Origin of the sequence: Bacillus sp. CBEL-1, from assembly GCF_004348885.1 — a bacterium.
Taxonomy (GTDB): Bacteria; Bacillota; Bacilli; order Bacillales; family Bacillaceae_H; genus Priestia; species Priestia aryabhattai_A.
The window spans coordinates 340276-364981 of record NZ_SBIM01000003.1; the positions used below are offsets into that span (position 1 = coordinate 340276).

General features: G+C 36.6%; 27 protein-coding genes. 9 read left to right on the forward strand and 18 right to left on the reverse strand.

Features of this window, described 5'->3' with window-relative positions; all coding sequences use genetic code 11:
* Window positions 1–124 precede the first annotated feature (124 nt).
* Complete coding sequence (locus EPL02_RS01855; RefSeq protein WP_094909779.1) at window positions 125–1600, forward strand: potassium/proton antiporter; 1476 nt, start codon at window positions 125–127, stop codon at window positions 1598–1600.
* A gap of 17 nt (window positions 1601–1617) precedes the next feature.
* On the opposite strand, the gene EPL02_RS01860 is transcribed toward EPL02_RS01855, so the two are convergent.
* Together EPL02_RS01860 and EPL02_RS20735 are read right to left on the reverse strand one after the other, a co-directional pair.
* Window positions 1618–2394 (reverse strand): polysaccharide deacetylase family protein, encoded by a 777-nt coding sequence (locus EPL02_RS01860; protein ID WP_094909778.1) that lies wholly within the window; start codon window positions 2392–2394, stop codon window positions 1618–1620.
* Window positions 2395–2398: 4 nt separating this feature from the next.
* Entirely contained in the window at window positions 2399–2536 is a 138-nt protein-coding gene (locus tag EPL02_RS20735; RefSeq protein WP_165932494.1) for a hypothetical protein, read from the reverse strand.
* 185 nt (window positions 2537–2721) lie between these two features.
* Between EPL02_RS20735 and EPL02_RS01865 the strand changes: the two genes are divergently transcribed.
* Together EPL02_RS01865 and EPL02_RS01870 are read left to right on the forward strand one after the other, a co-directional pair.
* Entirely contained in the window at window positions 2722–3240 is a 519-nt protein-coding gene (locus EPL02_RS01865) for a hypothetical protein (RefSeq protein WP_094909777.1), read from the forward strand.
* Window position 3241: 1 nt separating this feature from the next.
* Window positions 3242–3880: a hypothetical protein gene (locus EPL02_RS01870; protein ID WP_094909776.1), complete on the forward strand. Its 639-nt coding sequence runs from the start codon at window positions 3242–3244 to the stop codon at window positions 3878–3880.
* Window positions 3881–3917: 37 nt separating this feature from the next.
* Here EPL02_RS01870 and EPL02_RS01875 read toward each other — a convergent pair whose 3' ends face one another.
* The 5 genes from EPL02_RS01875 to EPL02_RS01895 all read right to left on the reverse strand — a co-directional run bounded on the left by EPL02_RS01875 (window position 3918) and on the right by EPL02_RS01895 (window position 10045).
* Window positions 3918–5063, reverse strand: a complete 1146-nt coding sequence (locus EPL02_RS01875) for a toxic anion resistance protein (protein ID WP_094909775.1) — start codon at window positions 5061–5063, stop codon at window positions 3918–3920.
* 13 nt (window positions 5064–5076) lie between these two features.
* On the reverse strand, window positions 5077–5706 hold the full coding sequence (locus EPL02_RS01880) for a 5-bromo-4-chloroindolyl phosphate hydrolysis family protein (RefSeq protein WP_256993268.1): 630 nt from the start codon (window positions 5704–5706) through the stop codon (window positions 5077–5079).
* A gap of 198 nt (window positions 5707–5904) precedes the next feature.
* Window positions 5905–7836 carry a lipoteichoic acid synthase gene (gene ltaS, locus EPL02_RS01885; RefSeq protein WP_094909773.1) on the reverse strand — a complete coding sequence of 644 codons (1932 nt, stop codon included), beginning with the start codon at window positions 7834–7836 and terminating at the stop codon, window positions 5905–5907.
* Between the two features lie 620 nt (window positions 7837–8456).
* Window positions 8457–8936, reverse strand: coding sequence for a glycosyl-4,4'-diaponeurosporenoate acyltransferase CrtO family protein (locus EPL02_RS01890; protein WP_094909772.1), 480 nt, complete (start codon window positions 8934–8936; stop codon window positions 8457–8459).
* Window positions 8933–10045, reverse strand: a complete 1113-nt coding sequence (locus tag EPL02_RS01895) for a glycosyltransferase family 2 protein (protein ID WP_131886879.1) — start codon at window positions 10043–10045, stop codon at window positions 8933–8935. The genes EPL02_RS01890 and EPL02_RS01895 overlap by 4 nt, the downstream gene beginning before the upstream one ends.
* A 142-nt stretch (window positions 10046–10187) precedes the next feature.
* Between EPL02_RS01895 and EPL02_RS01900 the strand changes: the two genes are divergently transcribed.
* A complete protein-coding gene (locus EPL02_RS01900; protein ID WP_094909771.1) occupies window positions 10188–11702 on the forward strand; it encodes a phytoene desaturase family protein in 1515 nt (504 codons plus the stop codon).
* 56 nt (window positions 11703–11758) lie between these two features.
* On the opposite strand, the gene EPL02_RS01905 is transcribed toward EPL02_RS01900, so the two are convergent.
* Window positions 11759–12517, reverse strand: a complete 759-nt coding sequence (locus tag EPL02_RS01905) for an SDR family NAD(P)-dependent oxidoreductase (RefSeq protein ID WP_094909770.1) — start codon at window positions 12515–12517, stop codon at window positions 11759–11761.
* Window positions 12518–12631: 114 nt separating this feature from the next.
* Here EPL02_RS01905 and EPL02_RS01910 point away from each other — a divergent pair, with 114 nt between their 5' ends.
* On the forward strand, window positions 12632–14002 hold the full coding sequence (locus tag EPL02_RS01910; RefSeq protein WP_094909769.1) for an MATE family efflux transporter: 1371 nt from the start codon (window positions 12632–12634) through the stop codon (window positions 14000–14002).
* Window positions 14003–14031: 29 nt separating this feature from the next.
* Here EPL02_RS01910 and EPL02_RS01915 read toward each other — a convergent pair whose 3' ends face one another.
* Window positions 14032–14310, reverse strand: coding sequence for an AbrB/MazE/SpoVT family DNA-binding domain-containing protein (locus EPL02_RS01915; protein WP_165932513.1), 279 nt, complete (start codon window positions 14308–14310; stop codon window positions 14032–14034).
* Window positions 14311–14671: 361 nt separating this feature from the next.
* The gene (locus EPL02_RS01920; protein ID WP_094909767.1) at window positions 14672–15070 is read right to left on the reverse strand and encodes a replication termination protein; all 399 of its coding nucleotides are present in this window, start codon (window positions 15068–15070) and stop codon (window positions 14672–14674) included.
* Window positions 15071–15406: 336 nt separating this feature from the next.
* On the opposite strand from EPL02_RS01920, the gene EPL02_RS01925 reads away from it, so the two are divergent.
* Together EPL02_RS01925 and EPL02_RS01930 are read left to right on the forward strand one after the other, a co-directional pair.
* Complete coding sequence (locus EPL02_RS01925; protein WP_094909766.1) at window positions 15407–15841, forward strand: Hsp20/alpha crystallin family protein; 435 nt, start codon at window positions 15407–15409, stop codon at window positions 15839–15841.
* A gap of 253 nt (window positions 15842–16094) precedes the next feature.
* Window positions 16095–17471, forward strand: coding sequence for a YjiH family protein (locus EPL02_RS01930; RefSeq protein ID WP_397428355.1), 1377 nt, complete (start codon window positions 16095–16097; stop codon window positions 17469–17471).
* A 44-nt stretch (window positions 17472–17515) separates the two neighbouring features.
* Here EPL02_RS01930 and EPL02_RS01935 read toward each other — a convergent pair whose 3' ends face one another.
* Window positions 17516–18259, reverse strand: coding sequence for an anti-sigma factor (locus EPL02_RS01935; RefSeq protein ID WP_094909764.1), 744 nt, complete (start codon window positions 18257–18259; stop codon window positions 17516–17518).
* The gene (locus EPL02_RS01940; protein WP_094909763.1) at window positions 18256–18822 is read right to left on the reverse strand and encodes an RNA polymerase sigma factor; all 567 of its coding nucleotides are present in this window, start codon (window positions 18820–18822) and stop codon (window positions 18256–18258) included. Before EPL02_RS01940 ends, EPL02_RS01935 begins: the two co-directional genes overlap by 4 nt.
* Before the next feature lie 155 nt (window positions 18823–18977).
* Here EPL02_RS01940 and EPL02_RS01945 point away from each other — a divergent pair, with 155 nt between their 5' ends.
* Window positions 18978–19373, forward strand: coding sequence for a thiol-disulfide oxidoreductase DCC family protein (locus EPL02_RS01945; RefSeq protein ID WP_131886881.1), 396 nt, complete (start codon window positions 18978–18980; stop codon window positions 19371–19373).
* Between the two features lie 48 nt (window positions 19374–19421).
* On the opposite strand, the gene proC is transcribed toward EPL02_RS01945, so the two are convergent.
* The 4 genes from proC to EPL02_RS01965 are packed head-to-tail and all read right to left on the reverse strand — an operon-like array spanning window position 19422 to window position 22189.
* Window positions 19422–20225 carry a pyrroline-5-carboxylate reductase gene (proC, locus tag EPL02_RS01950; RefSeq protein WP_094909761.1) on the reverse strand — a complete coding sequence of 268 codons (804 nt, stop codon included), beginning with the start codon at window positions 20223–20225 and terminating at the stop codon, window positions 19422–19424.
* 1 nt (window position 20226) lies between these two features.
* Window positions 20227–20892 (reverse strand): bacillithiol biosynthesis deacetylase BshB2, encoded by a 666-nt coding sequence (gene bshB2 / locus EPL02_RS01955; protein WP_094909760.1) that lies wholly within the window; start codon window positions 20890–20892, stop codon window positions 20227–20229.
* Between the two features lie 15 nt (window positions 20893–20907).
* A complete protein-coding gene (locus EPL02_RS01960; protein WP_094910152.1) occupies window positions 20908–21255 on the reverse strand; it encodes a YojF family protein in 348 nt (115 codons plus the stop codon).
* 46 nt (window positions 21256–21301) lie between these two features.
* Window positions 21302–22189, reverse strand: coding sequence for a 5'-3' exonuclease (locus tag EPL02_RS01965; RefSeq protein ID WP_131886882.1), 888 nt, complete (start codon window positions 22187–22189; stop codon window positions 21302–21304).
* Window positions 22190–22442: 253 nt separating this feature from the next.
* Here EPL02_RS01965 and EPL02_RS01970 point away from each other — a divergent pair, with 253 nt between their 5' ends.
* Window positions 22443–22739: a hypothetical protein gene (locus EPL02_RS01970; RefSeq protein WP_247600307.1), complete on the forward strand. Its 297-nt coding sequence runs from the start codon at window positions 22443–22445 to the stop codon at window positions 22737–22739.
* A 44-nt stretch (window positions 22740–22783) separates the two neighbouring features.
* On the opposite strand, the gene EPL02_RS01975 is transcribed toward EPL02_RS01970, so the two are convergent.
* The gene (locus EPL02_RS01975) at window positions 22784–23551 is read right to left on the reverse strand and encodes a GIY-YIG nuclease family protein (RefSeq protein WP_094909757.1); all 768 of its coding nucleotides are present in this window, start codon (window positions 23549–23551) and stop codon (window positions 22784–22786) included.
* Complete coding sequence (panE, locus tag EPL02_RS01980; RefSeq protein ID WP_131886883.1) at window positions 23548–24483, reverse strand: 2-dehydropantoate 2-reductase; 936 nt, start codon at window positions 24481–24483, stop codon at window positions 23548–23550. Before panE ends, EPL02_RS01975 begins: the two co-directional genes overlap by 4 nt.
* Between the last annotated feature and the right edge of the window lie 223 nt (window positions 24484–24706).

Consider the following 24706-nt stretch of genomic DNA (forward strand, 5'->3'; position numbering starts at 1 on the left):
TTTTGCTGTAGATTTGGTTATTATAAGGAGGAACATAATGAACTTGACGTTTGCTAACAGCTTTTTATCTGTTACCCATTCAAAAGTAAATTCAACTTAATTATGAAAAAGAGGTGAACAATCATTGAGTTTTACGATTGACAATTTAATTTTCCTTTTATCCATTCTTCTAGTTACGGGAGTCCTAACAGCAAAATTCTCTTCTCGTTTAGGTCTACCTTCCCTCGTACTGTTTATTATTGTAGGTATGATACTCAGTCATTACGTCTACTTTGACAACGCTCTTTTAGCACAAGGTGTCGGAATAATTGCTCTCATTATCATTCTATTTGATGGTGGTATTCAAACGAAGTGGACTGACGTCAAAAGCGTTGCTCGCCCTTCTATTTCTCTTGCTACATTAGGGGTTTTAATTACAACTGTTGTAACCGGTGTGTTAGCAAAGTATATTTTGGATGTTACTTGGCTAGAGGGCTTATTATTTGGAGCAATTGTTGGCTCTACTGATGCAGCAGCCGTTTTTTCCGTTTTAGGATCCAAAAACATTCGTCAAAAGCTCACGTCAACTTTAGAAGCAGAGTCAGGTTCTAATGATCCAATGGCGATTTTCTTAACTGTTTCAATTATTGAACTAATCCAAGTACCTGAATCACCTATCTTTACTCTTTTCCTCGATTTTTTCTGGCAAATGGGAATGGGATTAATAATGGGACTAGTGCTAGGAAAAGCTTCTGTATGGATTATTAATCGCATTAATTTAGACTCGTCCGGCCTTTATCCAGTATTATCTCTTGCTTTAGCAGCTTTAACATATGGTGTCACTGCTTTTATTGGAGCGAGTGGCTTGCTAGCTGTTTACATAATGGCTGTTATTATCGGAAATTCCCATTTAACGTATCGTCATGCTATTGTACGATTTAATGAAGGATTTGCCTGGATGATGCAGATTCTTATGTTCATTATTTTAGGACTACTCGTCTTTCCTAAAGAACTTATCCAGGTTACATGGCAAGGTATTTTACTGTCGTTTTTATTAATGCTCGTTGCTCGACCATTAGGTGTTTTCATCAGCATGCTCTTTAGCAAATATACACTGAAAGAGCAGCTATTCATTTCGTGGGGAGGGTTAAAGGGAGCTGTTCCCATTGTTTTAGCTACATACCCAATGATGGCTGGTCTTGAAAACAGTGCGCTTATCTTTAACGTGGTATTCTTCGTTGTTCTTACTTCTGCGTTATTGCAAGGAGCAACAATTTCTCCGCTTGCTAATTACTTGAATTTTTCAGATGGTGAAAAAGAAGTAGTCCCACACAGCTTAGAACTTGTTTCTATGGGAAAAACTAATAATGAGATGATTGAGCTGAAGCTAGTGCCAGATGCTGCAATTTCCGGAAAATCACTTGAAGAAATTCCCTTACCGGAAGACATTTTAATTACAGCTGTTATACGTGAAGAAAAGCTAATTACACCTCGCGGAAATACTAAGATCTTCTCTGGGGATACTCTATATGTTCTTGTATCTAAAAAGAAACGCGAGCGCGTTACAGAATATTTTCAAAAGAAAAAGAACCCTTCTGAAGAGGAAGTATCTACACTTTAAACAAACAAAGGCACCTCCTATTTTAAAGGAGTGCCTTTGTTTGTGTTTTCCTTTTGCATTAAATAAAGGGATTCATAGTTTGGATGATGCTTTAAAAGCTCTGAAATTGTAACAAAACGATATCCTTTTTCTTTTAACTCAGGCAGTATTTGTTTTAGTGCTTGAACTGTTTGCGTACGATTTCCACCTGTATCGTGAAACAAAACAATATCTCCAGAGCTTGCATTTTTCAATACTTGATGAACAATTCTGTCTACACCAGGATTTCTCCAATCAAACGTGTCTTGATGCCACGACCATAATACAACCGTATATTGTTGGTTTTTAGCTGCTTTCACCACTTTATCGTCATAGTAACCAGTAGGAGGCCTAAAGAGATAAGGTTTAATACCTGTTACCTGCTGAATTCTTTCATCAGCCTTTTCGATCTCTCCTTCTATTTTTGCAGTATCTTGACCGCGAACTTCTAGATGACTATACGTATGATTTGCGAGTTCATGCCCTTCTTTAATCTCTCTTTTTGCAATTGTAGGATATTGAGTAACTCGGTCACCTACAACAAAAAATGTAGCTTTTGCATTGTATTCCTTTAGTAAATCTAGAATAAGCGGCGTATATGTCGGATCTGGCCCATCATCAAACGTTAATGCGATAATCTTTTCTTCACTTGTTGGAACTTCCCAAACAATATCACCTTTTTTCTCATAGTAAAAGCGACTTTTTTTTGCTGCTTGTCCGTTCGATGCACCGGCGAAAAAGAGAAATACGCAAAGAAACAAAAGACTTTTTTTCATACGCTTACCTTCTTTCTTGTTTCTCTATTTGATCTTGCTCTAGCTGTGATATGACAATGGCTCGTAAGTCATTGTCAAAGAATGATTCACTGCACACGTATGAATGTTCTAACGACTCCTCTTGTTTCGGCTTTTCGTTCACTCAATATCCACTCTCTTTCTGTTTAGAATGTTCTTTTAGGTTCTCCCAAATACATGAAAACAAATCGATAAAAACGCAGGTAATGCGTTTACTTTTAATGGAATGGGGAAAAATGTAAGAAATCGAATGTCATGAGCATTTAAGATTGGTTTTGATAATTTCACTTCAGATAAAGGAGACTGTGTATGACCTATCGAATAGTAATAGTAGCTCTGTTTATCTTTACGCTTAGTGCCCTTCAAATAAAAACAAATATATCCCCTTTAGCACATGAGCAAGAAAACGTAAGGGAGAATGCATCCAGTCATCAAGGTTTTTCAATAGAGGTATTACCTAACTATGAATTACAAAAAGAAGAAGAGGGAAAAGACATCATTTTCTCGACTCAATCCCCTCATACGTGGATGAGAATTCAAGTCTTAAAAGTCGATACAACAAATACGCTTACATCGGTCAATTCAGCTACATCTACTTTTGAAGAACAATTTGGAAAAGCTAAAATGATTGCCGACCAGCACCACATTAAGAAGCCACTCATTACTGCTTTTGAAGCCTATACTCATCAAGAAAAAGCATCCTTATATATCGTAAAGGTTCCTAGTAGAGCACAAATACTCATTATTACAACCAACGTAAAAAGAAATTCACCTGATGAACAACAATTGTTCGATATGATTAATAGCATTCAGTTAAAGGAGAGGTAGCGTGCAAAAATATCTGTTAATTCTTTTGACAGCGTTTATGCTGACAGCCTGTGGAACAGCACAAGAAAACTCTAAGTCTGATGACTCTTCTCTGAGCACAAGTGATCAAGTTCCAAAAGAGAGATCACCCAAAGAATCCTCAGATACTTCATCTGATGAACAAACCATTCGACTTCCTGAGCAAATGCTGACGTATGAAAACGAAGGTATGCAAGAGGAGAAAATGGGATTTTTAAAAACTAGTGAAAATCAAAAGTATTCTTTATATGTCCTAGAAGGATATACGTTTACAGAAGAAGAACCTCGAAAAGATGTCATCTACTACGATGCTAATGATGCTTTGTGGATGCGTATTGAAGTTCTCCCTAATAACGTGGACTGGGATAAGATAGAGCAAGAAGCCATAAAAGGATTAGAAGCTGTATCTGCTGATGTTCAAAAAAACTCTGTCACATCCTATAATGAGGATCTTTCATTTCGCAGTGTATATTCAGCCAGCAACGACAAGGATCGTACTACTTCGTACTTAGTGAAAGAATCTGACAAACGTCCGGCTATGCGACTTACCATTTTTACTCCGGTTGAAACAGAAAATGTTAATGCCTTTTTAGAAATGACTCGCTCAATCGAGAATTTATAAAGGAAAAAGCCGAACAGTTTTGTTCGGCTTTTTCCATCTATTTTAAATTCATTAACTTGGTTTTCAAGTCTGATTCCATCTGATAAAGCTCCGCTTCTGCTTCTGTTCGCTTCGTGCGGCCTTCCTCTTGAATTTTCAATACTTCTTCAAGCGTAGTAATTAAATCTGATTGTGTTTGTCTAAGCGTTTCAATATTCACGATTCCTCGCTCGTTTTCTTTTGCCACTTCAATTGTATTTTGCTTTAACATTTCTGAATTACGCGTTAATAAATCGTTTGTTGTTTTAGATACTTGCTTTTGAGCTTCCATTGCGGCTTTTTGTCGCAACAACGTAGTAGCAATCACCACTTGATTTTTCCAGAGGGGAATTGCTGTCAAGATAGAGCTTTGAATTTTTTCTACAAGCGTTTGATTTACTTCTTGAATCAAACGAATTTGTGGTGCGCTTTGAACGGCAATCTGTCTACTTAGCTTCAGATCATGAACCCGCTTTTCTAAGCGATTAATAAATTGGCTCAAATCATTTACTTCCTGAGCCATTAAGTAGTCATTCTTCGCTTTTGCTTCTTGTTGAAGTGCAGGAAGTGCCTCGTTTCGAAGTGACTCCAGGCGGTACTCTGCAGCTCCAATATAAATATTTAACGCATCATAAAACTGCTTATTTTTATCGTACAAGCTATCCAACATCGTAATATCACGATAAAGCATTTGCTTAGAGCGCTCTAATTTGTCTGCAATTTTATCAATTTCAACGTTAATACTTTGATATTTAGTTAATAAATTTTGAATTGGCTTTGACAATCCAGAAAATACTCTCCCGATAAACCCTTTTTTCTTCGTTGTAAAATCATCTGGATTAACCTGACGTATCTTAGACATTAGATCAGCTATTACATCTCCCACAGGACCTGTATCCTTCGTTTGCACATGCTGTAAAACAGACTGTGAGAACTGGGAAAGCTCAGACTGTGCAGCTACGCCATACTGAAGAATAGCCTGCTGGTTTTTATAGTCAATTTGCTCAGCAATCTTTTGTGCTTTTTCCTGATATTCAGGCGCTAAACTATTGTACGTTGAAAGCTGCTTAGCTACCGGTTGATCAGCCTGTGTAGCCAAAGTGGGTGATGCAAACGGATCGTTTAAAAGTTCATCTAGCGATTGGTTTTTTTCCAATTCTTTCATATAAACCCCATCCTTACTTCATTCGATTTATTGGCGCATATTCCTCTTCATTTTGAAAATGTTGCTTTAAAACCTTCATTTCTACATCTAAACTTAGTACATCTTGAGAAAGAGCAGAATTTAAAAGCTGATCGTACTGTGCTGAGAGTTCATGTATCACATTTTCAGCTTCATGAATACTTTCTTTTACATCAATACTTTTAGTAGGTTTAGATAATAAAAATACGTAGCGTTCAATAACCGTCACCGTTGCTTGCAGGTAATTTGTAAAAAATGGCTGAACACTCTTATAACGCTCAGGCTCTTTTTCAACCATATCAACCATGCTCTTTCCTACTCTGTATAGCTTAGAAAGCTCTGTCCACATGTGAATTGATTTTAGCTTAAAGCGAGAACTACTAATAACTTTTAATTGTTTACGCGCTTCCTTTACCTGATGCTTGATATAGGCAAGCTCTTCCCTATACGGGTCTTTATATGCAACTCTAACGCTTTTAAAGATAAAGAATATTCCTGTTAGTGCAGCAGTGCCAAAGCTTAATAAAATGCTGTCACCTACCCCTACATTAAACCCTAAATAACTAATTGGAATCGTAGCTGTACCAACAGTCCATACGATAAACAATCGTTTTAAGAATGTCATTACTTTCACGTCCGCTCACTCCTTATGTTCTCTATTTATGTTTAACATCGTTTTATTTCATTTAGTAAGGTAAGAATATTATACCATTTAACTTCCAGTTCTAAAATAAATTACCTTTATACGTTATATACGAACGAAACGTAAATAAGTTTCAATTCATATAAAAAAGCGAAGGCATGTTTTGCCTTCGCTTTCTTCTTAGTCACGCTTATTGTAATCGTACTGAGAACGATCTACTGGTTTAAAGCCTTCTGGAGTATGGAAACGTAATAAGTCACCGTACACAAGCTTATCGGACAACTCAAGCTTTTGTTTTACCAGTTCATCGTATTTATCATATTTTTTTGCTTCTTCTTCTGGCAATTGCTCACCAGTTTCATTATTGAATACTTTTTGGTCTACTTTTGTAATCTCAGGTGTTACAAAGTCACCGTTTCTGAACGGAACAATTTCCTGATGATCTTTTGAAAGCAAGTCTGTACCAAAGTCAATATAGTCTTTCGTATCAATACCTAGTAGATGCATAACTGTTGGGCGAATATCAACTTGACCACCATACGTATGCTTCACGCCACCTTCTAAACCAGGAGCATGAATAAACAGTGGTACACGCTGTAATTGCGCTTGTTCAAAGTCACCTACATCTTTTCCAAGTACTTCAGACATTGCTCGCTTATGATTTTCAGAAATACCATAGTGGTCACCATACATAACAACCATCGTGTTATCGTATAGACCAGAAGCTTTTAAATCATCAAAGAACTGCTTTAATGCCTCATCCAAATAGCGAGACGTTTGGAAGTATTGGTCAACTGATTTATCGCCTGTAGTATGCGGCTCAATTGTTTGATCTTCCTCATCTAATGGATAAGGGAAATGGTTAGATAGCGTAATAAACTTTGCGCTAAATGGCTGTTTTAATTCTTTTAGATAAGGCATAGAACCTTTAAAGAATGGCTTATCTTCTAAACCATAGTTTAGCGTATCTTCCTCATTCATATCGTAATATGCTGAGTCGAAGAATTTATCGACACCAAATGACTTGTACATTTCATCACGGTTCCAGAATGTCTTACCATTACCATGGAATACTGCATTTGTATAGCCGTTTTGGCCTAAAATGGCTGATCCAGCTTGGTACGTGTTATTTGCTTTTGTTGTAAAAACAGAACCTTGAGGTAATGGGAATATTGAGTTTTCTACCATAAACTCCGCATCCGATGTTTTACCTTGACCTGTTTGATGGAACACGTTATCAAAATAAAGCGTGTTTTTATCATTTCTAAGTGAGTTCATAAACGGCGTAACTTCTTCACCGTTTAATTCATATCCCATCATAAATGTTTGTAATGATTCAAGTGAGATATAAATTACGTTCATATCTTTAGCTTTACCAAAGTATTTTTCATTTGGCTCAGCATAAGTTGCCTTTGCATAGTTTTCAACCTCTGTTACGTCACTGCTGTCAGCTAGAGCTCTTTGCGCTGACGATTTCGAGCTTTGAATAATGTCATAAACTGTATAGTTATATGCACCTAAATATTTAACTAAATAGTTACGGTCAAACGTACGTGTTAAAAGCTGTGGACGATCTGTTTCTGCAATAGCAATATTTGCACTTACAACTAGAACTCCGACTAAAAATACGCTTGTTACAGTACGTTTACTAATTGTTGTAGGTAAATCAAACTTCTTCCACATTACAAGTGCAATTAAAACAAAGAAGTCAATGAAATACAGAATATCTGTTGGCTGAATTAAAGCCATTGCACTTCCACCTAATTGACCAAAGTTATTCGATTGAGTCAAAACAGGTACTGTAATGAAATCATTAAAGAATCGATAATACACAACGTTTGCATACAAAATAAATGATAATAAGAAGTTAATACCTAATAATGCTCGTACCTTTCCTCTCCCTTTAAATAGTAAGGCAAAAGCAAAAAAGATAATTGCTGAACCGAGTGGGTTCATAAATAGTAAAAACTTTTGGATAAAATTCTCAAGACTTAAATTAAATTCAATTTGGTAAACGGCATAAGTTTTAATCCAAAATAACAACACCGCAACTAAAAACAGCGGCAATTGCTTAACAAAAATGTTTTTTCCGTTTGTCATGAGCTGTTTCATATTCCCACCTCTATATCTATTCGAAATTTGAGCTCATTTATTTTAGACGTAAACCTGGATGAATGTTAGTCTAAATTCGTAAAAAGAAATCTCCCTTACAAAAACTGTAAGAGAGCTAAACTGTTCTTTCACATTTTAACTCTTTATAAAAAATTGTCAACACTCTTGTTGTATATTTTATTGAAAACAAGAAAAAATAACTAGTTCATTGCTTTTTCTATTTATATGCCCAGCCTGTACAAACATCTACTTAAAAATAAATTTATTCCTTTGCTTAATTTATTTTTTGATTAAGCATTTTACTACTATTATGTTAAGTTTGCCGATTTAACACGGCGACGATACGTTGAACACAATGAATTGTATTTCTTAGGCCCTTCCTTTTTTTTCTTTAAAGAAAAAACTCTCTATCGCAATTACATTACTAATTATTCTAACGCTAATTCACTATACTGCCTCGTAATTGATCTCAAAGAAAAGTTGATAAAGAAGAGAGACCAAGTGATATTGTTTCCGTCTTCTTTACCCACATAAAATGCAAATAAAACAATAAAAATTTTTTCTTAGCTATTCCTTTATACATATGAATATCAATAATAAAAAGTCGACACGTACTACTTTTATTCTGAAGTAAGAAGACGCTGCGAAATGCGTGCAATACGAATACGGTTATAACGTTGAATAATAATGAATGGTATATTAACAACGCAAGCATAACATACCATCACCCAACCTACAGAAGGTGAATTCCAAAGAAAGAAGAGAAATGCTGGACAGATGCTCATCCAGTGAGTAAGCTCTGCCCTTTTTGTTTCCATTAAAAACCGAACCGTATACTCAGCAGAACGAGACTCCCAAGTTTTTTTATAGAAACCCTGCTTCATTACCTTACCTGCATCCGGTAAAAGAATTTTCCACTTATGAATCCAAACCTTTTTGTATTTATCATCTGTCTCCCACTTCATTCGTTTAAAGATGAGGTAATCTTTCTCAAAAAATGTTATGGGAATGATTCCACAAACGTAGGAGGCAGCCATATGAAAAAAAAGCCATGCGCTAATGTTTATACATGTAATAAAGACAGGGCTAACGTTCATCATTTAAAAAACCTCTTTTTTGCATGATCAACTTGAATCTTTCTCCCTTTCCACGTAACTTTTCTCAGCACTGTTGTTTGTAACAGTGAACATGCAAACACGATTAAAAAAAAGAAGAGGTGAATAGGAAAAAGAAAACTCGTTACATAAGAAAACGCTCCGATATGCCGCAGTTTACTGAATAACATAATTCCCATTAATACATAGCTAGTTCCAGCCAATATCGGGTATTGTTGTATAAGAAGCGGCAGAGAAAACACATAGTGAATCATACCGGTAAGCCATAAACTTACAAGAAACAAATAAATCGGTTCTGTTTTTCCAGCTCCCGATACAAAACTTTTGCTCCATCCTTTTATGAGTTCACTAATTCCGTTAGGGTACATTCTCATGCTGACTGCACCTCTACCACCCATGCAGTAAACTTCCCCTTGCTGTTCACGAACGTAGTTAGCAAAAGCCATATTTTCAACTACCTCTCCGCAAATTGCTTGGTGACCCCCATAGCGAAAATACTCGCTTTTTTCACAAACCAAACACTGACCAAATCCACCTGATGCTGTTCCATTTTGATTAAATAGGTGAAAGCCCCCTACCGAAGCAAAAACAATATAATGAAAAAAGGCAGATAATGATTCATAAGGCTTCTTAACGCCATGATACGGATGGATAGATAAAAAACCTTTCTTCAATTCAAACACATCATGAATTCGTTTAATTCCACCTTTTTCTACCCACGTATCCGCGTCTAAAAACAATAAGATAGAGCCATTTGCCTTTTTTGCACCATTCCAGCATGCCCAAGATTTTCCTAACCATCCTTTTGGTAGCTTTTTTGGCTTCAAAACAGTTGCTCCCATCTCTGCAGCTATATGAGCAGTCTGGTCTGTAGATCCATCATCAACAACAATAATCTCATACAAGTTGGAACGGTTATCATTAAGCGTGCTTAAAAGCTTTTTGATATTATGCTCTTCATTACGAGCTGGAATAATAACGGAAACTTTCCTTGTTTCTATAGAAGACGGCTTTTGAAAGCGCACATGGTGAAACGTTGGAATGCGAGTAATTAAGAGTGAAGTAAGAAGTAGCATGACCACTATAAATGACATTATTTTTCTCCTTATGAATGTATATTTTTACAAAAATTAGGCAAAACAAACAGTTATGAAAAACTCTTTTTCTAAAAATATGCATGGTAATTTTTATTATTATGCTTACCAACTACTCGTTAGTTTATAAGGAGGAATTATAGTGAATAAAAAAGTAATTATCGTTGGATCAGGCTTAGGTGGTCTATCAGCAGCAGTTCGTCTTGCTTCTGACGGCTATAAGGTAACCGTTTTAGAACAAGGAGAGCGTATCGGCGGGAAGTTAAACATGCGTAGTGGGAAAGGCTTCTCATTTGATACGGGTCCCTCTATCCTTACAATGCCTTGGGTGTTAGAACAACTTTTTGAAAGTGCAGGGAAAAACGTGCATGACTACATGAGTATCAAGCGTGTAGAACCTCAATGGCGCACATTTTTTACGGATGGAACTCAAATCGACTTAACAAGCGATTTACCAAAAATGATTACAGAAATTCAAAAGTGTGCACCAGAAGATGTAAACGGCTTTTTTGACTACCTATCCTATGCACATAAAATGTATGAATCAAACTTGAAAAGTTTTTATAAAAAAAGCTTAACGGGCCTAAACGACTTACGTTCTATGCATACTGTCAAAGAGTTGCTGCAGATGGATCCGATGAAATCGATGGATGCAACTACGCGTAAATATTTCTCAAGCAAACACTTACGCCAGCTCTTTAATTTTTTAATTATGTACATCGGCTCTTCTCCTTATCATGCACCTGCTGTCTTAACGCAGTTGGCTCATGTACAGCTAGGCCTTGGCATTTATTATGTTCAAGGCGGGATGTATAAGATTGCTGAAGGAATTGGTAAACTATTAGATGAATTAGGCGTAGAAATCAAGCTAAATACGCCAGTTGAGAGAATTACAACTGAAGGTTCAAAAGCATCAGGTGTCGTTTTGAAAAACGGAGAAAGCTTAGCTGCAGATTTAGTTGTTTCTAACTTAGAAGTAATACCAACTTATAAAACATTACTGAAAAATCACCCACAAGCAAAGCAACATACAGAACAGCTTGCTAAGTATGAACCAACTGTCTCAGGATTAGTTTTGTTATTAGGGGTTAACAAAAAATACGAGCAGCTTGCTCACCATAACTTCTTTTTCTCAAAAGATCAAAAGCAAGAATTTGATACTATTTTTAATGAAGGTGAAATTGCTTCCGATCCAACTATTTACATTGGTGTTTCATCTAAATCTGATCCAACACAAGCACCTGACGGAAAGGAAAACTTATTCATTCTAACACACGTTCCTCCACTAAAAGAAGGTGAAGACTGGAACGCCATTGAAGAGCAATACAGAGATGTTGTTCTTACGAAACTTGAAGCAATGGGTCTTAACGGCTTGCGCAATAGCATTGAATTTGAAGAAAGATTTACGCCAAACACTCTCCAGCAGCTATACGGTGCAAACGGAGGCTCTATTTACGGAGTAGCAACTGATCGTAAAAAGAATGGTGGCTTTAAAATCCCTGCGCGTAGTCAAATCCTTTCAAACTTATACTTTGTTGGTGGCTCTACTCACCCTGGCGGTGGCGTTCCGATGGTTACTCTATCGGGCCAACTAACTGCTGATGCAATTAATGAAGATTTTCAGCTACCTTCTATTAATAAAAAGCATATCGGTTAATAATAGACAGCTCGCATCCCGCTCAGATTACAAAGCTGGAATGCGAGCTTTTACTATTAAAAATTCATTTTTGATTGCCCACCATCCACATTTAAGCTTGCGCCAACAACCCACGAAGCTTTTTCAGATGCTAGAAAAACGACAGCGTTAGCTACTTCTTCTACAGTTCCAAAACGACCTGCTGGAATTTGATCTTGTACAAACTGGTTAATCTTTTCAGGGTTTTCTTCTAATCGCTTTTTCCAATTACCTGTTTCGTGCAGAATGCTCCCAGGCGCAATACTGTTAACACGAATACCATAAGAAATCACTTCATCTGCAAATGACTTAGTAAAGCTAATTAAAGCAGATTTTGCGTTGTTATATGTTACCTTCCCTCCACTTTCTCGGCCAAAAATAGAAGTAATGTTTACAATAGAGCCTGCTTTTTGCTTTTTCATGTATTCTGCTGCAAGCTTGCTTAAATGAACAGCAGAAAAATAATTAAGCTCCATCGCCTCATAAAATAATGATAAATCTGTTTCTAGCGTTTTTCCTCCATTGCTTCCTCCTGCATTGTTAATTAGAATATCGATGCCTTGAAAGTCCTTTACGACATTTTCCATCAATTGAATACGCTCGTCTTCGTTCGTTACATCTATTTTATATGTATGAATGTTAGGAAACCTCGCACTTAATCGTTCTAAGTCCTTTTCACTTCGAGCTGCAACTGCAACATCAGCTCCTTCTTCTGCAAAAAGTAAGGCTATTGCTTGGCCAATCCCTTTCGTCCCACCTGTTATAAGCACCTTTTTACCTTGTAGCTTTAAATCCATGTTAACGCCTCCCTGTTTTTATTTAATAGTAATATATTAACTATTCTTTCGCAAAAACAAGCCTCATCGTGGTATAATTTTTCTCGTGTGAACTTGACGGATAGGAGTACAAACATGAATCAAACATTTTCTAAAACGGAAAAGACCAAGCAATTTTTATTTATTTTATTACCTATTTTAATGACGCAGTTTGGAATGTTTTCAATGAGCTTCTTTGATACGATGATGTCAGGTCGTGTTGGGGCAGATGATTTAGCCGGAGTTGCTATTGGATCAAGCCTCTGGATGCCTGTATTCACTGGACTAAGCGGTATTTTGATGTCCGTGACTCCTATTGTAGCTCAGCTAATTGGGGCTGATAAGAAGAAAAATGTTGCGTTTACAGTTATTCAAGGGTTATACGTTTCAATCATCATGGCCTTTATTGTTATTGTCATTGGATTCTTTATCGTAACTCCCATTCTAAACGCTATGAACCTAGACCCAGACGTGGCTCAGATTGCACTAGATTACTTAGTTGCATTATCAATTGGTATTTTCCCACTATTTATTTATACCGTGTTACGTAACTTTATTGATGCACTCGGCCAAACAAGAACATCGATGTTTATTACCCTTCTTGGCTTGCCTATTAACGTTACGTTAAATTACCTGTTGATTTTTGGGAAACTCGGTTTTCCTAAGCTTGGGGGCGTTGGAGCTGGATATGCTACGGCTATTACTTATTGGTGCATTTTGGCTGTGGCAATTTGGATCATCACAAGAAAAGATCCTTTTCAGTCATTTCAGGTGTTTCGCACAGTTTATAAACCAGCTTTTTCTTCGTTTAAAGAAATACTTGGGATTGGCATTCCAATTGGCTTTGCTATCTTTTTTGAAACAAGTATCTTCTCAGCCGTTACATTATTTATGAGCACATATGACACGGTGACAATTGCTTCTCACCAAGCAGCAATAAACTTTGCATCGTTTCTGTATATGATTCCGCTCAGCATTTCAATGGCTTTAACAATTGTTGTAGGGTTTGAAGCAGGTGCTAAGCGGTTTGAAGATGCAAAGATGTACAGTCGTATCGGTATTTTACTTGCCGTTTGCTTAGCTCTTTTAGGGGCAGTCTTTTTATTTTTCTTCAAAGAAAGTGTAGCTGCTTTATATACAACAGATCCTAAAGTATTAGCCTTAACAACTCATTTCTTAGTTTATGCGGTCTTTTTTCAATTGTCCGATGCAATTCAAGCACCGATTCAGGGGGCTCTTAGAGGATATAAAGACGTGAATATTACCTTCTTTATGGCACTGGTTTCATATTGGGTAATTGGTTTACCGCTAGGATATATATTGGCAAACTATACGGGGCTTGCAGCTTTTGGATATTGGATTGGACTGATTAGCGGTTTGGCAGTAGGTGCAATTGGATTAAGTTATCGCCTTAAAACGATTCAAAAACGATTTATCTTATCAGGCCAAGCTTCAAAAACTGCATAATAAAAAAGAACGTCAAATGACGTTCTTTTTTATTTGTTTAAAGTACGTTGAAGCTCGTTTAGAAGTCGTTCCGCTCCCTTTTTACTTAGCACGACATTCCCATTAGCAAACGTAAGGTTATCACTCGCAATTTCACCAGTTACGGCACAAGCACCGTATGGACTGTATTTCTGTAGAATAATAATGTCTTCATCTACGTATATTTCGACTGGATCACCTGTATTAATGTTTAGAATTCGTCGCAATTCGATTGGAATTACAACGCGACCCAATTCATCTACTTTTCTTACAATACCTGTAGACTTCATAATCTCCATTCCTTTCGTACGATGTAAATCATGCACTTCATGCAATAAAATCTTGTACATCCTTAGTTCTAAAATGCTCTTATTTGGTCCTCATACGTGGATTTTGATTCTCAAAACGTGGCATTTTCGTTTTTAAATTTATGTACAACTTGTATCATATCAATTCAATCTTTATTTATGAATAGTACATAGTCTTTAAAAAATAATCTATCCATATATGTTAAAAGTGTGTATTTAAACCAATTTATACCTATAAACCCATCTTTTTCACTACTATTGACCCATAATATAACTTTTACTAGTAGAAATTGGACGAAATTCCCTCTTTACAAATAACTTTTTTTCAGTTAAAAAGAGGTATTCACGATTGAATACCTCTTGAAACAACGCTAAAGTTATCCCGAATGGCTTTTTGAATCATTGCCTCACATCTTTCTAGTTCCACTTTTAGCTGCTTTTTATATAGTTTTGCTTTTTCCTCTCCACCGGCTGCAAACTTGTAATATACTACTTCCTGCAGCTTCATTCCTTCTTTTTTCTTTTTGACTTGTTTTAATACACCATCTTCAATTAAATCATGTAAAGCTTTATATACTTCCGAATGATTGGGTTTAAAACCAAACGGTCGAAATTCGTCACGCAGGACGTCTAAAAGCCTGAGTCCATATAAGCGCTCTTGCTCGGTCATTGTAATCATATATAACTTTAAAAAAGCACGCTGCTTTAATAGAAATCCACTAGACGTTCGTTTTTCTCTCATACGTATACCTCCACTTCAAGTTTGCTTGAGAATCACTATATAATAATTATACTTTCTTACACTCTCATAATCCTGCTTTTAATAACATAAGTCTAAATATTTAATCCCAGTTAAAACTTTGTTATTTCGTCAAAACAAGAACCTATGTTCTTTATTTTATAATATATACCATAGAAGGTGATTTCTTCAACTATCTTACTTTATTACTTAATAACTACCACGAACGAACACCTATTAAAAAATCGTGTCAAAAAAAGAGCGTCTCCTTCATATATATAAAACAAACCCACAGCGTTTTATAAATAATCAATTATGGTTAATGAGGAGGGAGCTATTATGTCAAAACACTTTGATGATTTAGATTGGAGTTCTCTGCATGACAAAGTTGAAGAGATGTTAGGAACCCACTTTTGGAACGACTTTACCACACTTCTACCTAAAAAATTCCCAGCAATTGATCTTTATGAGACTGAAAAAGAAGGAATTATTGTGGCTGAGCTTCCTGGTCTTCAATCAGCTAAAGATGTAGAAATTAAAGTAGAACTCAACACCCTTACCATTCAGGGACAGCTTCCCTATTCCTATGAAGTTGCAAAACCGCATTTAAAGATTAATGAACGGCATACAGGAGTATTCATGCGCACGATTAAGCTTCCTTTTCAATTTGTAGAAAATGAAATTAAAGCTAAGTACCGCAATGGATTGTTAGAAATCAAACTCTTAAAGCAAGAAGTAAACCAACAGATTGCAATTGAATTTAATGAAGAATAAGCAGCCGTAACAAAGCTGCTTATTTGTATTTCACTCCCATACAGTTAGCTTTAAAAAATGCTTTTTATTCCGAAAATTTAAATTAAATTAATAACTTTTACTCTCCTATAAAGTGTGTTATTTTTATAACGTTGCTGTTTTAAACATACAATCATTTTATAGATTTATGCATTTAAACACAGCCAGACCTTGCTCTAATTTATACAAAATTTGAGCATACTTCTTTTGAATAACTATGTATGTGCATAATGAGGTGAAAGTATTGAAACAACCCCTTACTGAAAAAAAGTTTGCTTTATCAACTTTATTGATATTCTTACTCCCTTCTCTGCTAGGGATTTTCTTATTTATTGTTCCGTTTTCTTATAAGGGAGAACTAACTATTCCTATTGCTATTTTGGCAAATGCTGTACAAACGATGCTTGAGAGTCAGCTTCCATTAATCATGACAATCATCGTTGTTGCAACAGCAGCTTTTACAATCTTATTTAAATTAACCAAGCCGGCTTTTATAAAGAACAGCTCTTTCCTATCCTCTCTTTTCCTTGTTAGTTGGGTGTGGACTATTACACGCTTTGTTGGTGCTGTATATGTTATCTTAACTTATTTTAAGATTGGACCTGAGGCTGTTTGGTCAGAAAACACAGGTGGGACGCTTTTATATGATTTAATTCCCGTATTATTCTCTGTATTTTTATTTGCTGGCCTTTTACTACCTCTTCTGCTAAATTTCGGTTTACTAGAGCTATGTGGTGCTCTGTTTACAAAGTTTATGCGTCCAATTTTTACGTTACCAGGACGTTCATCTATTGACTGTCTTGCATCATGGTTAGGTGATGGAACAATTGGTGTACTATTGACAAGTAAACAGTATGAAGAAGGTTATTATACAAAGCGTGAAGCTGCGGTAATTGGTACAACATTTTCAGTTGTATCCATTACGTTTACAATTGTTATTCTTTCTTATTTAAAGTTAGAAGCATATATTATCCCATATTACTTAACCGTGTTGCTTATTGGATTGGTTTCAGCTATTATTATGCCGCGTATCCCGCCGTTATCAAGAAAACCTGATACGTATCATGAAAATGCAAAAGACCATACCGTGGCAGACGAAACTATTCCAAAAGAGCATACGTCCTTTTCGTGGGGAATGAAAAAAGCGTTGAATCGAGCAGAAAATAATACAGGAGTTAAAGCGTTCTTTAAAGACGGAATCCAAAACATCCTTGATATGTGGATGGGCGTTGTACCTGTCGTAATGGCAATTGGTACAACTGCACTAATCATCGCAGAATACACGCCAGTATTTAAATGGATTGGCTTACCATTTGAACCATTGCTTGCACTCTTACAAGTACCAGAAGCAGCAGAGGCTGCTCAAACAATGGTTGTTGGATTTGCTGACATGTTCCTGCCCGCCGTCATTGGATCGAGTATTGAGAGTGAATTGACTCGTTTTGTTATTGCTTGTGTTTCTGTCACACAGCTCATTTATATGTCAGAAGTTGGTGGATTACTCTTAGGTTCAAAAATTCCAATCAAATTCTTGGATCTTGTAATCATCTTCATTCTTCGCACGCTTATTACGCTTCCAATTGCTGTTATCGTAGCAAACATACTATTTTAATAAAAAAAGGTTTCATCAAAATTCGATGAAACCTTTTTTTATAATTATAATACAGAGCTAAGCACAATATCACCTTGTGGCAATTCATTGTTAGCATTAGGCTCCAGAGTAATTGCCATCGTATCCCACTGTTGTTTCCGCTGCTCTTCTGTCATTTGATAAATCACTGTTCCGTTCCCATTTTCATCAGCTACAAACGCACCTGCAGGAACAGGCTTGTCACCTTTAATAAGCCACACTTGATAGACTTCATCTTTTTGAAGCTGTTGAAGACCGCTTGCTTGAATGACCACGTTCACTTTTCCATTGTCTTCTACAATAGAAGCGTTTGCGTTTCCTTCTTTAGGATTTGCGGGCTGTAAAGTAACTGTTTGAATAGAAGTCGCAGGCTGGGATAGTTTTGGACCCTCACTTACCTCATGCTCACTGCCTAACTTTAACAGTAGATAACCATTTCCGACTAATGAGAAAAGTAAGGCCGCTGCTAATAACGGCATCCATCTGCTAGTCGCTCTTAGCTTCTTCTCCTGCTTAATCCCTTCTTTATGATGTGATAACTCACTCGATTGTCCTTCTTCATGAAATACATTTGCTAATACGCGTTCTTTCATACCTGGAGGAGGCGCTTGCTCTGCTGCTAAAAACGTTAAGTCACCAAGTACTTCTTCAAGTTCTTGGAGCTCTTCTTGACAGCTTGAACATGTTTGAAGGTGTGACTGGAAGCTTTTCTTTTCACCAAGTGTTAAATTGTCGTTATAGAAATCAATTAACTTGTCACACATGCTCATGAATCAGCTCTCCTTTCCAAGTCATTACTCAAATAAGTCTTTAATTTCTTCAATGCTAGCCGCACCCTACCTTTAACTGTCCCCAAAGGGATTTCGTGTTCTTCTGCTATTTTTTGTTGTGTTAACCCTCTGAAATAAACGGCGTTAATGATTTGCTTTTGTTCTTCAGAAAGCTGAGAAACTGCTTCTTGCACGCGAAGCTTTTCCTCTTGCCACTCTACTTCCTCATCTGGTTTTGCCTGTTTATCCTCTACATAATCAAACACTTCATCTGAAAAAATAGGATCTGATTTTCGCTTTCGAATTAAATCAATCGCTGTGTTTCGAGCAATTGTAAAGAGCCACGAAGAAAATTTCCCTTTTTCTTCATGATAAACACCATTTCCTCTCCATATCTTAATAAATACTTCCTGTACAACTTCTTCAGCTAAATCAGCCTGGCTTGTTAATCGATACACAAAAGAGTATAAAATCCGTTCATACTTGTCGTATAACAATTCAAGAGCAGCTTGATCTTTTTGCTTTATTCGGTTGTATAAAATAACATCATTTTGTTCTTTCATACCTTTCTCCTTTAACTCATCTGAGTCCTATTATATAATCGTAATAACGTACCTTTTTGGATCACTTTACCTACATCTTTTAAACGTACCTTTCTTTTTGCTAAAACACAAGTATAAGTAGGTTAAATGTTACCTAAGCAGGAGGTTTTTTAGACGTGAGGAAGATTATTTTATTTGATGGTGTGTGCAACCTTTGCAACCACAGTGTTCAATTCATTATAAAGAACGATCACCATGCTTTATTTTCGTTTGCATCTCTGCAATCAGAAGGGGCTGCTCATTTATTAAGCGAGTTTAACTTATCAAGCAATCAACTTGATAGCGTCATTTATTTAGAGGGAAAGAAGCTTTACACTGAATCCACCGCAGCTTTAAAAATTGCTAAGCACCTAAAATCACCTTGGAAATTTGCTTATGTTTTTATTATCGTTCCAACACCACTTCGCAACTTTTTTTATAAAATCATTGCTAAAAACCGCTATAAATGGTTTGGAAAACAGAACGAGTGCATGATTCCAACACCAGATATGAAGAAGCGATTTATTGATTAATTCTTCGCAAAAAAAGAACGTCGTATTAGACGTTCTCTTTTAATACCATTAGATGCTTCCATTCGCCTTTGCATTAGTAGCCTTCACAGCTTGTTGAATCATTTCTTTAAAGCGGTGTTGCTCCATCACTTTTAATCCTTCTGCTGTCGCACCTCCAGGCGTAGTTACCTGCTGCCTTACAGCTGATGGGTTTGCTACATGTTTAATTAAATTAGCAGAACCTGACATCATCTGCAAAACAAGCTTTTGCGCAATTTCTTCAGAAACTCCGTAGCTCATAGCTGAGTCAATTAATGCTTCTGAGAAATAAGCGACAAACGCAGGCGCACTCCCAGTGATAGCCGTAAGGTACTTCACTTCATCTTCCGTACAAAGCTGAGAGGAGCCTATACTATTTAAAATAACTGCTAGCGCTTTTTTATGACTTTCGTCCAGCGAGTTGCCAACTGCATACAACGATATTGACTCACCAATTGTAGCTGCTGTATTTGGCATGATCCATGCCACCGCTGTATGAGCTGGCAGCCTTTCTTCCAAATAGCTAGGGCCAATTCCCGCTGCAACTGTAATGACAAACTGATTGGTTACAAGCCTAGAGAGTTTTTTAAGAACTTCATCATGCACTTCAGGTGGCATTGCTAAAACAATAGTTGTAGCACTTTCGACTTCTGCTTCCCAGTCTTGGGTCACACTGACAACATATTTTTCTTGTAGCTCTTCTAATCGTTTTCTATCGCGTTGGTTTGTCATGACGATGCGTTCATTTATAAAAGCATTCGTATGGATTAAACCAGCTGCAATAGCTTCTGCCATTCGACCTGCTCCAATAAATAATACTTTTTGATTTTTCATCTTAGTCGTCCCATTTATACGTCCAGAATTCTTCTCGAAGAAGCATTCTTTCAAGCTGCGGGTTAGATAATAAAGCATCAACCTCCACGCCGTCAAACATCGCTTCCGTTTGTGAACGGTGTGCCTTTAATGCTTCAATCTTCTTGTCTTTTACACTCGATACATCGATCACAACGTCAGGGTGACCAATATGCTCGATGCGATCATGTGAGAATGCATGGCACCAGACGATTGGTCGCTCTTCTTTTGGCATTCTTTTTACTGCATGAAGGGTAGCTGCTCCAGTTGCATTATGGTCAGGGTGAACCGCAAATCCTGGATAGTGAGTAATGATATGAGTTGGTTTTACTTCTTGAATAATGGATTCAATACGATCAGCAAACTCTTCAATATCTAAAAACTCTAATGTTTTATCACGCAAACCCATCATACGTAAGTCTTGAATATCCAAAACTTCAGCTAAATCTTGAAGTTCTTTTTTCCGAATCTTAGGAAGCGTTTCTCGGTTAGCAAACAATGGTCTCCCCATGTTTCTTCCCATTTCACCTAGCGTAATGCAAGCATATGTAACCGGTGTTTCTTTTTGCCTTGCTAAAGTAATCACTCCAGCTGCTCCAAATGCTTCATCGTCGGGGTGTGGAAATACAATTAATAATCGCTCTTGCACAATAATTCTCCTTTCTTACTCAAACGGTTTTTCACTTAATTGAAACGCAACGGCTAGACGACCATCGGAATCGTGGCCTGCTAACAGTAATCTGTTATGCTCGTCAACTTCCCAGTCTGTTAAGCCTTCAGCATAAATCCAACCTAAATCAATTTGAAGCCCTACGCGATATGGTCCTTCGCCTGTAATTTTGCCGCCTGATACGTTCACTTTCCCATTGCGGATAAATGCTCCTACGTTCATTGCTTTTGCATTTACATGAGATGCATATGCTCCATTTGTTGTTTCAAGGTGAACATATATATCATTATGAAAAAAAGTTTCTAATTTTGTTTGTACGCTCTCTTTATCAATTGGTTGCAACGTTTTTACTCCTTTCAAGCTTTCCTCTTTTGTATTTTACTAAAAATTACGTTTGAAGCATAATGTTTAGTTCTAGCGGAGTTAATTCTTCTTCCCAAAGTGCTAAGTTTCGCTCAAATTTTACTGTAATCCACTCAATTTGATTAACCACTTCAATATCCATATCAATCTTTACAAGCTCTAAGCTCAATTCAGCTAACTCTTGACCACTCTTTAGTTTTTTCTTATATCGATTAAAAGTTGCGTCTAAATCTTCAACCTGTGCATAAATTCCTTCAATTGAACCATATTGTTGTATAAGAGGTAATGCAGCTTTCTCACCTACCCCAGGAACACCTGGAATATTATCTGATTTATCGCCTAACAAAGCTTTTACATCCACCCACTGAGAAGGCGATATGCCATAGTCAGTTGTAAAGTCCATAGCTGTATACACAACATCACCTATTTTCGGCTTGGCCACAATTTGCGATACATGTTCATTTAACAGCTGAAACAAATCGCGATCATTGCTGTAAATGTACGCTGGGGATTGTTTTTCTTTTGTCCATTTTAAAGAAAACGCACCAATAACATCATCTGCTTCATAGAGTTCAACTGAGAGCTGAGGAATTCCTACAGCTTCAAAGAAAGCACGCAGTGTCTCATACTGTTGAATTAATGATGCTGGTAACTCATTTCTCGTTTCTTTATAGAAACTATATGCTTGTTTGCGTTTTGTCTCGTTACGCTTTACATCCCATGCAACAACGACATGCGTCGGCTCATATTGCTTAATTAAGTTATTCATTTTTTGAACAACTACACGCACCGCATTTGTAAATAACCCTTTGCTATTGCGAGGCAAATCAGCTTCTTCCCGCCCATATGATGTAGCAAAGTAACAGCGGCTCAGCAAATTAAAGCCGTCAATTAATAATAGTTTTTCGCTCAAACAAACACGTCCTTTTTACTGGTTTAACAACGTTCCACATTGCTGTATTAGCTTGATTTTTTGAAAACATACTATAGCATTATGACCGTTAATCGTCAATTTAACAGCCTTAGAGCTAGTTTTAGGAGACAACTTTTGTAAATACATTATAAAGATGTTAAATTGTTGTTATACTTATGGTGTTTGACTTTCCGATTTATTGACTATGCTATAAAATAAAAACACAGATCACTTTGTATTGAAGGTGAAAATGATGATAAAATTGTTAAAAACAACGGCCGTTGTATTACTTATTACACTATTACTTATTAGTGCTTATAACCATACGATGTCAAGCACGGTCATCATAGTATGCAGTTCGCTTATCTTTTTCTTATTCGTGTTAAGTGACTTCTTTCTTGCACAAAGATCCTGGATATTAAAAGGATTGCAGCTATACATGTCCATTATGTTTTTCATTATCGCTATCTTTGAAATGCATCACGTAGTTAGCTCTTTATGTATACTTTCTATCATTGCCCTTCCACGGGTTATCGATGAAATTGCTTAGGCATTAAAACCAAGCCGTATTAACATACAGCTTGGTTTTGTCGTCTACATATTTACTTTCGTAATTAACCGCTCAGAAATTCTAAGCGCTTCAACTAATCCAAATTTTTGCACTAAGCGAATAGCCTCTTTCATTTCTCTTTTCTTCACCACATGGTGCTGAGTAATATTTAATAAAACCTGCATGACAACCAAATCTTTTAGCGTAAATATAAGATTCTTTTTCATATCACGTTGAAAGAAATATTGTTCTGCCAACAACCTTTCACTCAAAGTAATAATCTCAGCATCGGATAAATGGAGTATCGCTCGTGCTTCACTGCGAGACCATAACCTCTTCGCTTCATCTCCATTTGCCATTTCTCTCACACTAGCCGAAGTAAAACGCTTGTTTCCACCAACTTTTTTAACTTTAGATGTAGGAGGCTTTGTAGCTTTCTTTACCTCTACCTGACAATTAGTATGCTCAGCTCTTAGAGGACGCTCATGCTTATACTTAATTCCATATTGATTATAGATGGGGAAATATGCATTAATTAGCATCGTTTTAAGAGCTTCAATCGTTTCTCTTGAACCTTCTATTTCCAACCAGCCGATAAACGCAATAGGGTGGTTTTCTTGAAAATCACCGTTTTTCAGATGTGCAAATACCCTTTGTTTTAATGAATTCATTGTACTACCAATATAGACAAGTTCCTTTTCTTCATCAAAGAGAAAGTATAGACCTTTTTTTGAGGATAAACTTTGTACCTGTTGTACTGGCACAAGAGACTTTATGACATCTAATTTTGCAAAATCAATTGTTAAACTCACTGACTATCAGTCCCTTTTTGAACTTTCTCATATATCTTTAAATGTTGATAGACAATATGTAAAATGTCTGATTTCACATCATATTTTTGCGCTAACCGCAGGAGGTATCCTTGAAGATGATCCGCTTCAGTCATATATCCCTTTTCAATATCTCGCTGCATAGATGATTGCATACCATACGTCATCGACTCCATTGTTTTCATATGCTGCTGTACAATTCCCTCTGTAACCGGAGCACCTTCTCTGACCATGATTTCATATACTTCTTGAAGAAGGGACTGAATAAACACTCTACCTCCTTCTACATCACGAATAGGTCCAATTGGGGAACGCATTAAGGTAGTAACTCCAGAAAGTGTTGTAATGAATAGATACTTATGCCACATCTCTTGTTCAATTCGATCACTGAGTACAAATGACGTTTTTGTATGACGAAACGCAGCTTCTAAGCGTTCAATTCGATTTGTTTTTTCACCATTAAACTCTCCATAAACGACTCGATGTGCAGGACTTGTTTGAACAATCTCTCCGTCTGCGTTCAATGTCGTTTCAATAAAACAAAGACCGCCTATTACATTATTCTCGCCAAAAGCACTTCGCAACGCCGACAGATGATTAATCCCATTTAGAAGTGGGACAACCGTCGTACCACTTCCTATAAAGGGCTTTACATCAGCTATCGCTTGATCCAGATGATATGCTTTTGTCGAAAATAAAACGCAGTCAAAGGGCTCCACTCCCTCACTAGTGGTTGTAATTAACTTGGGAGAAAATGAATAATCACCATGAATGCTTTTAATGACTAATCCATTTTTTTTAAGCTGTTTTTTTCTTTGACTTCGAACTAAAAATGTAACATCTTCTCCTTTTTCAGCAAGACGCCCACCGAAATAGCCACCTACTCCGCCAGCTCCTAATACTAAAATGCGCATAAAGCATCTCCCTTTCCCTCTATACAATTGCTATCTATTATTCCATTTTAGCATAATAACGTTTTAAAATTGAGAATATTCATTTTATCTTTTCGCTTTTTCCAATTTATTTTCATTTGTGATACCATTTATGTAGTAGAGTAAGTATGCTTTTAATCTATTACCTAGATAGATATATACAAAAATGCAGACATAGTGTATGGTATATAATCATAAATCATAA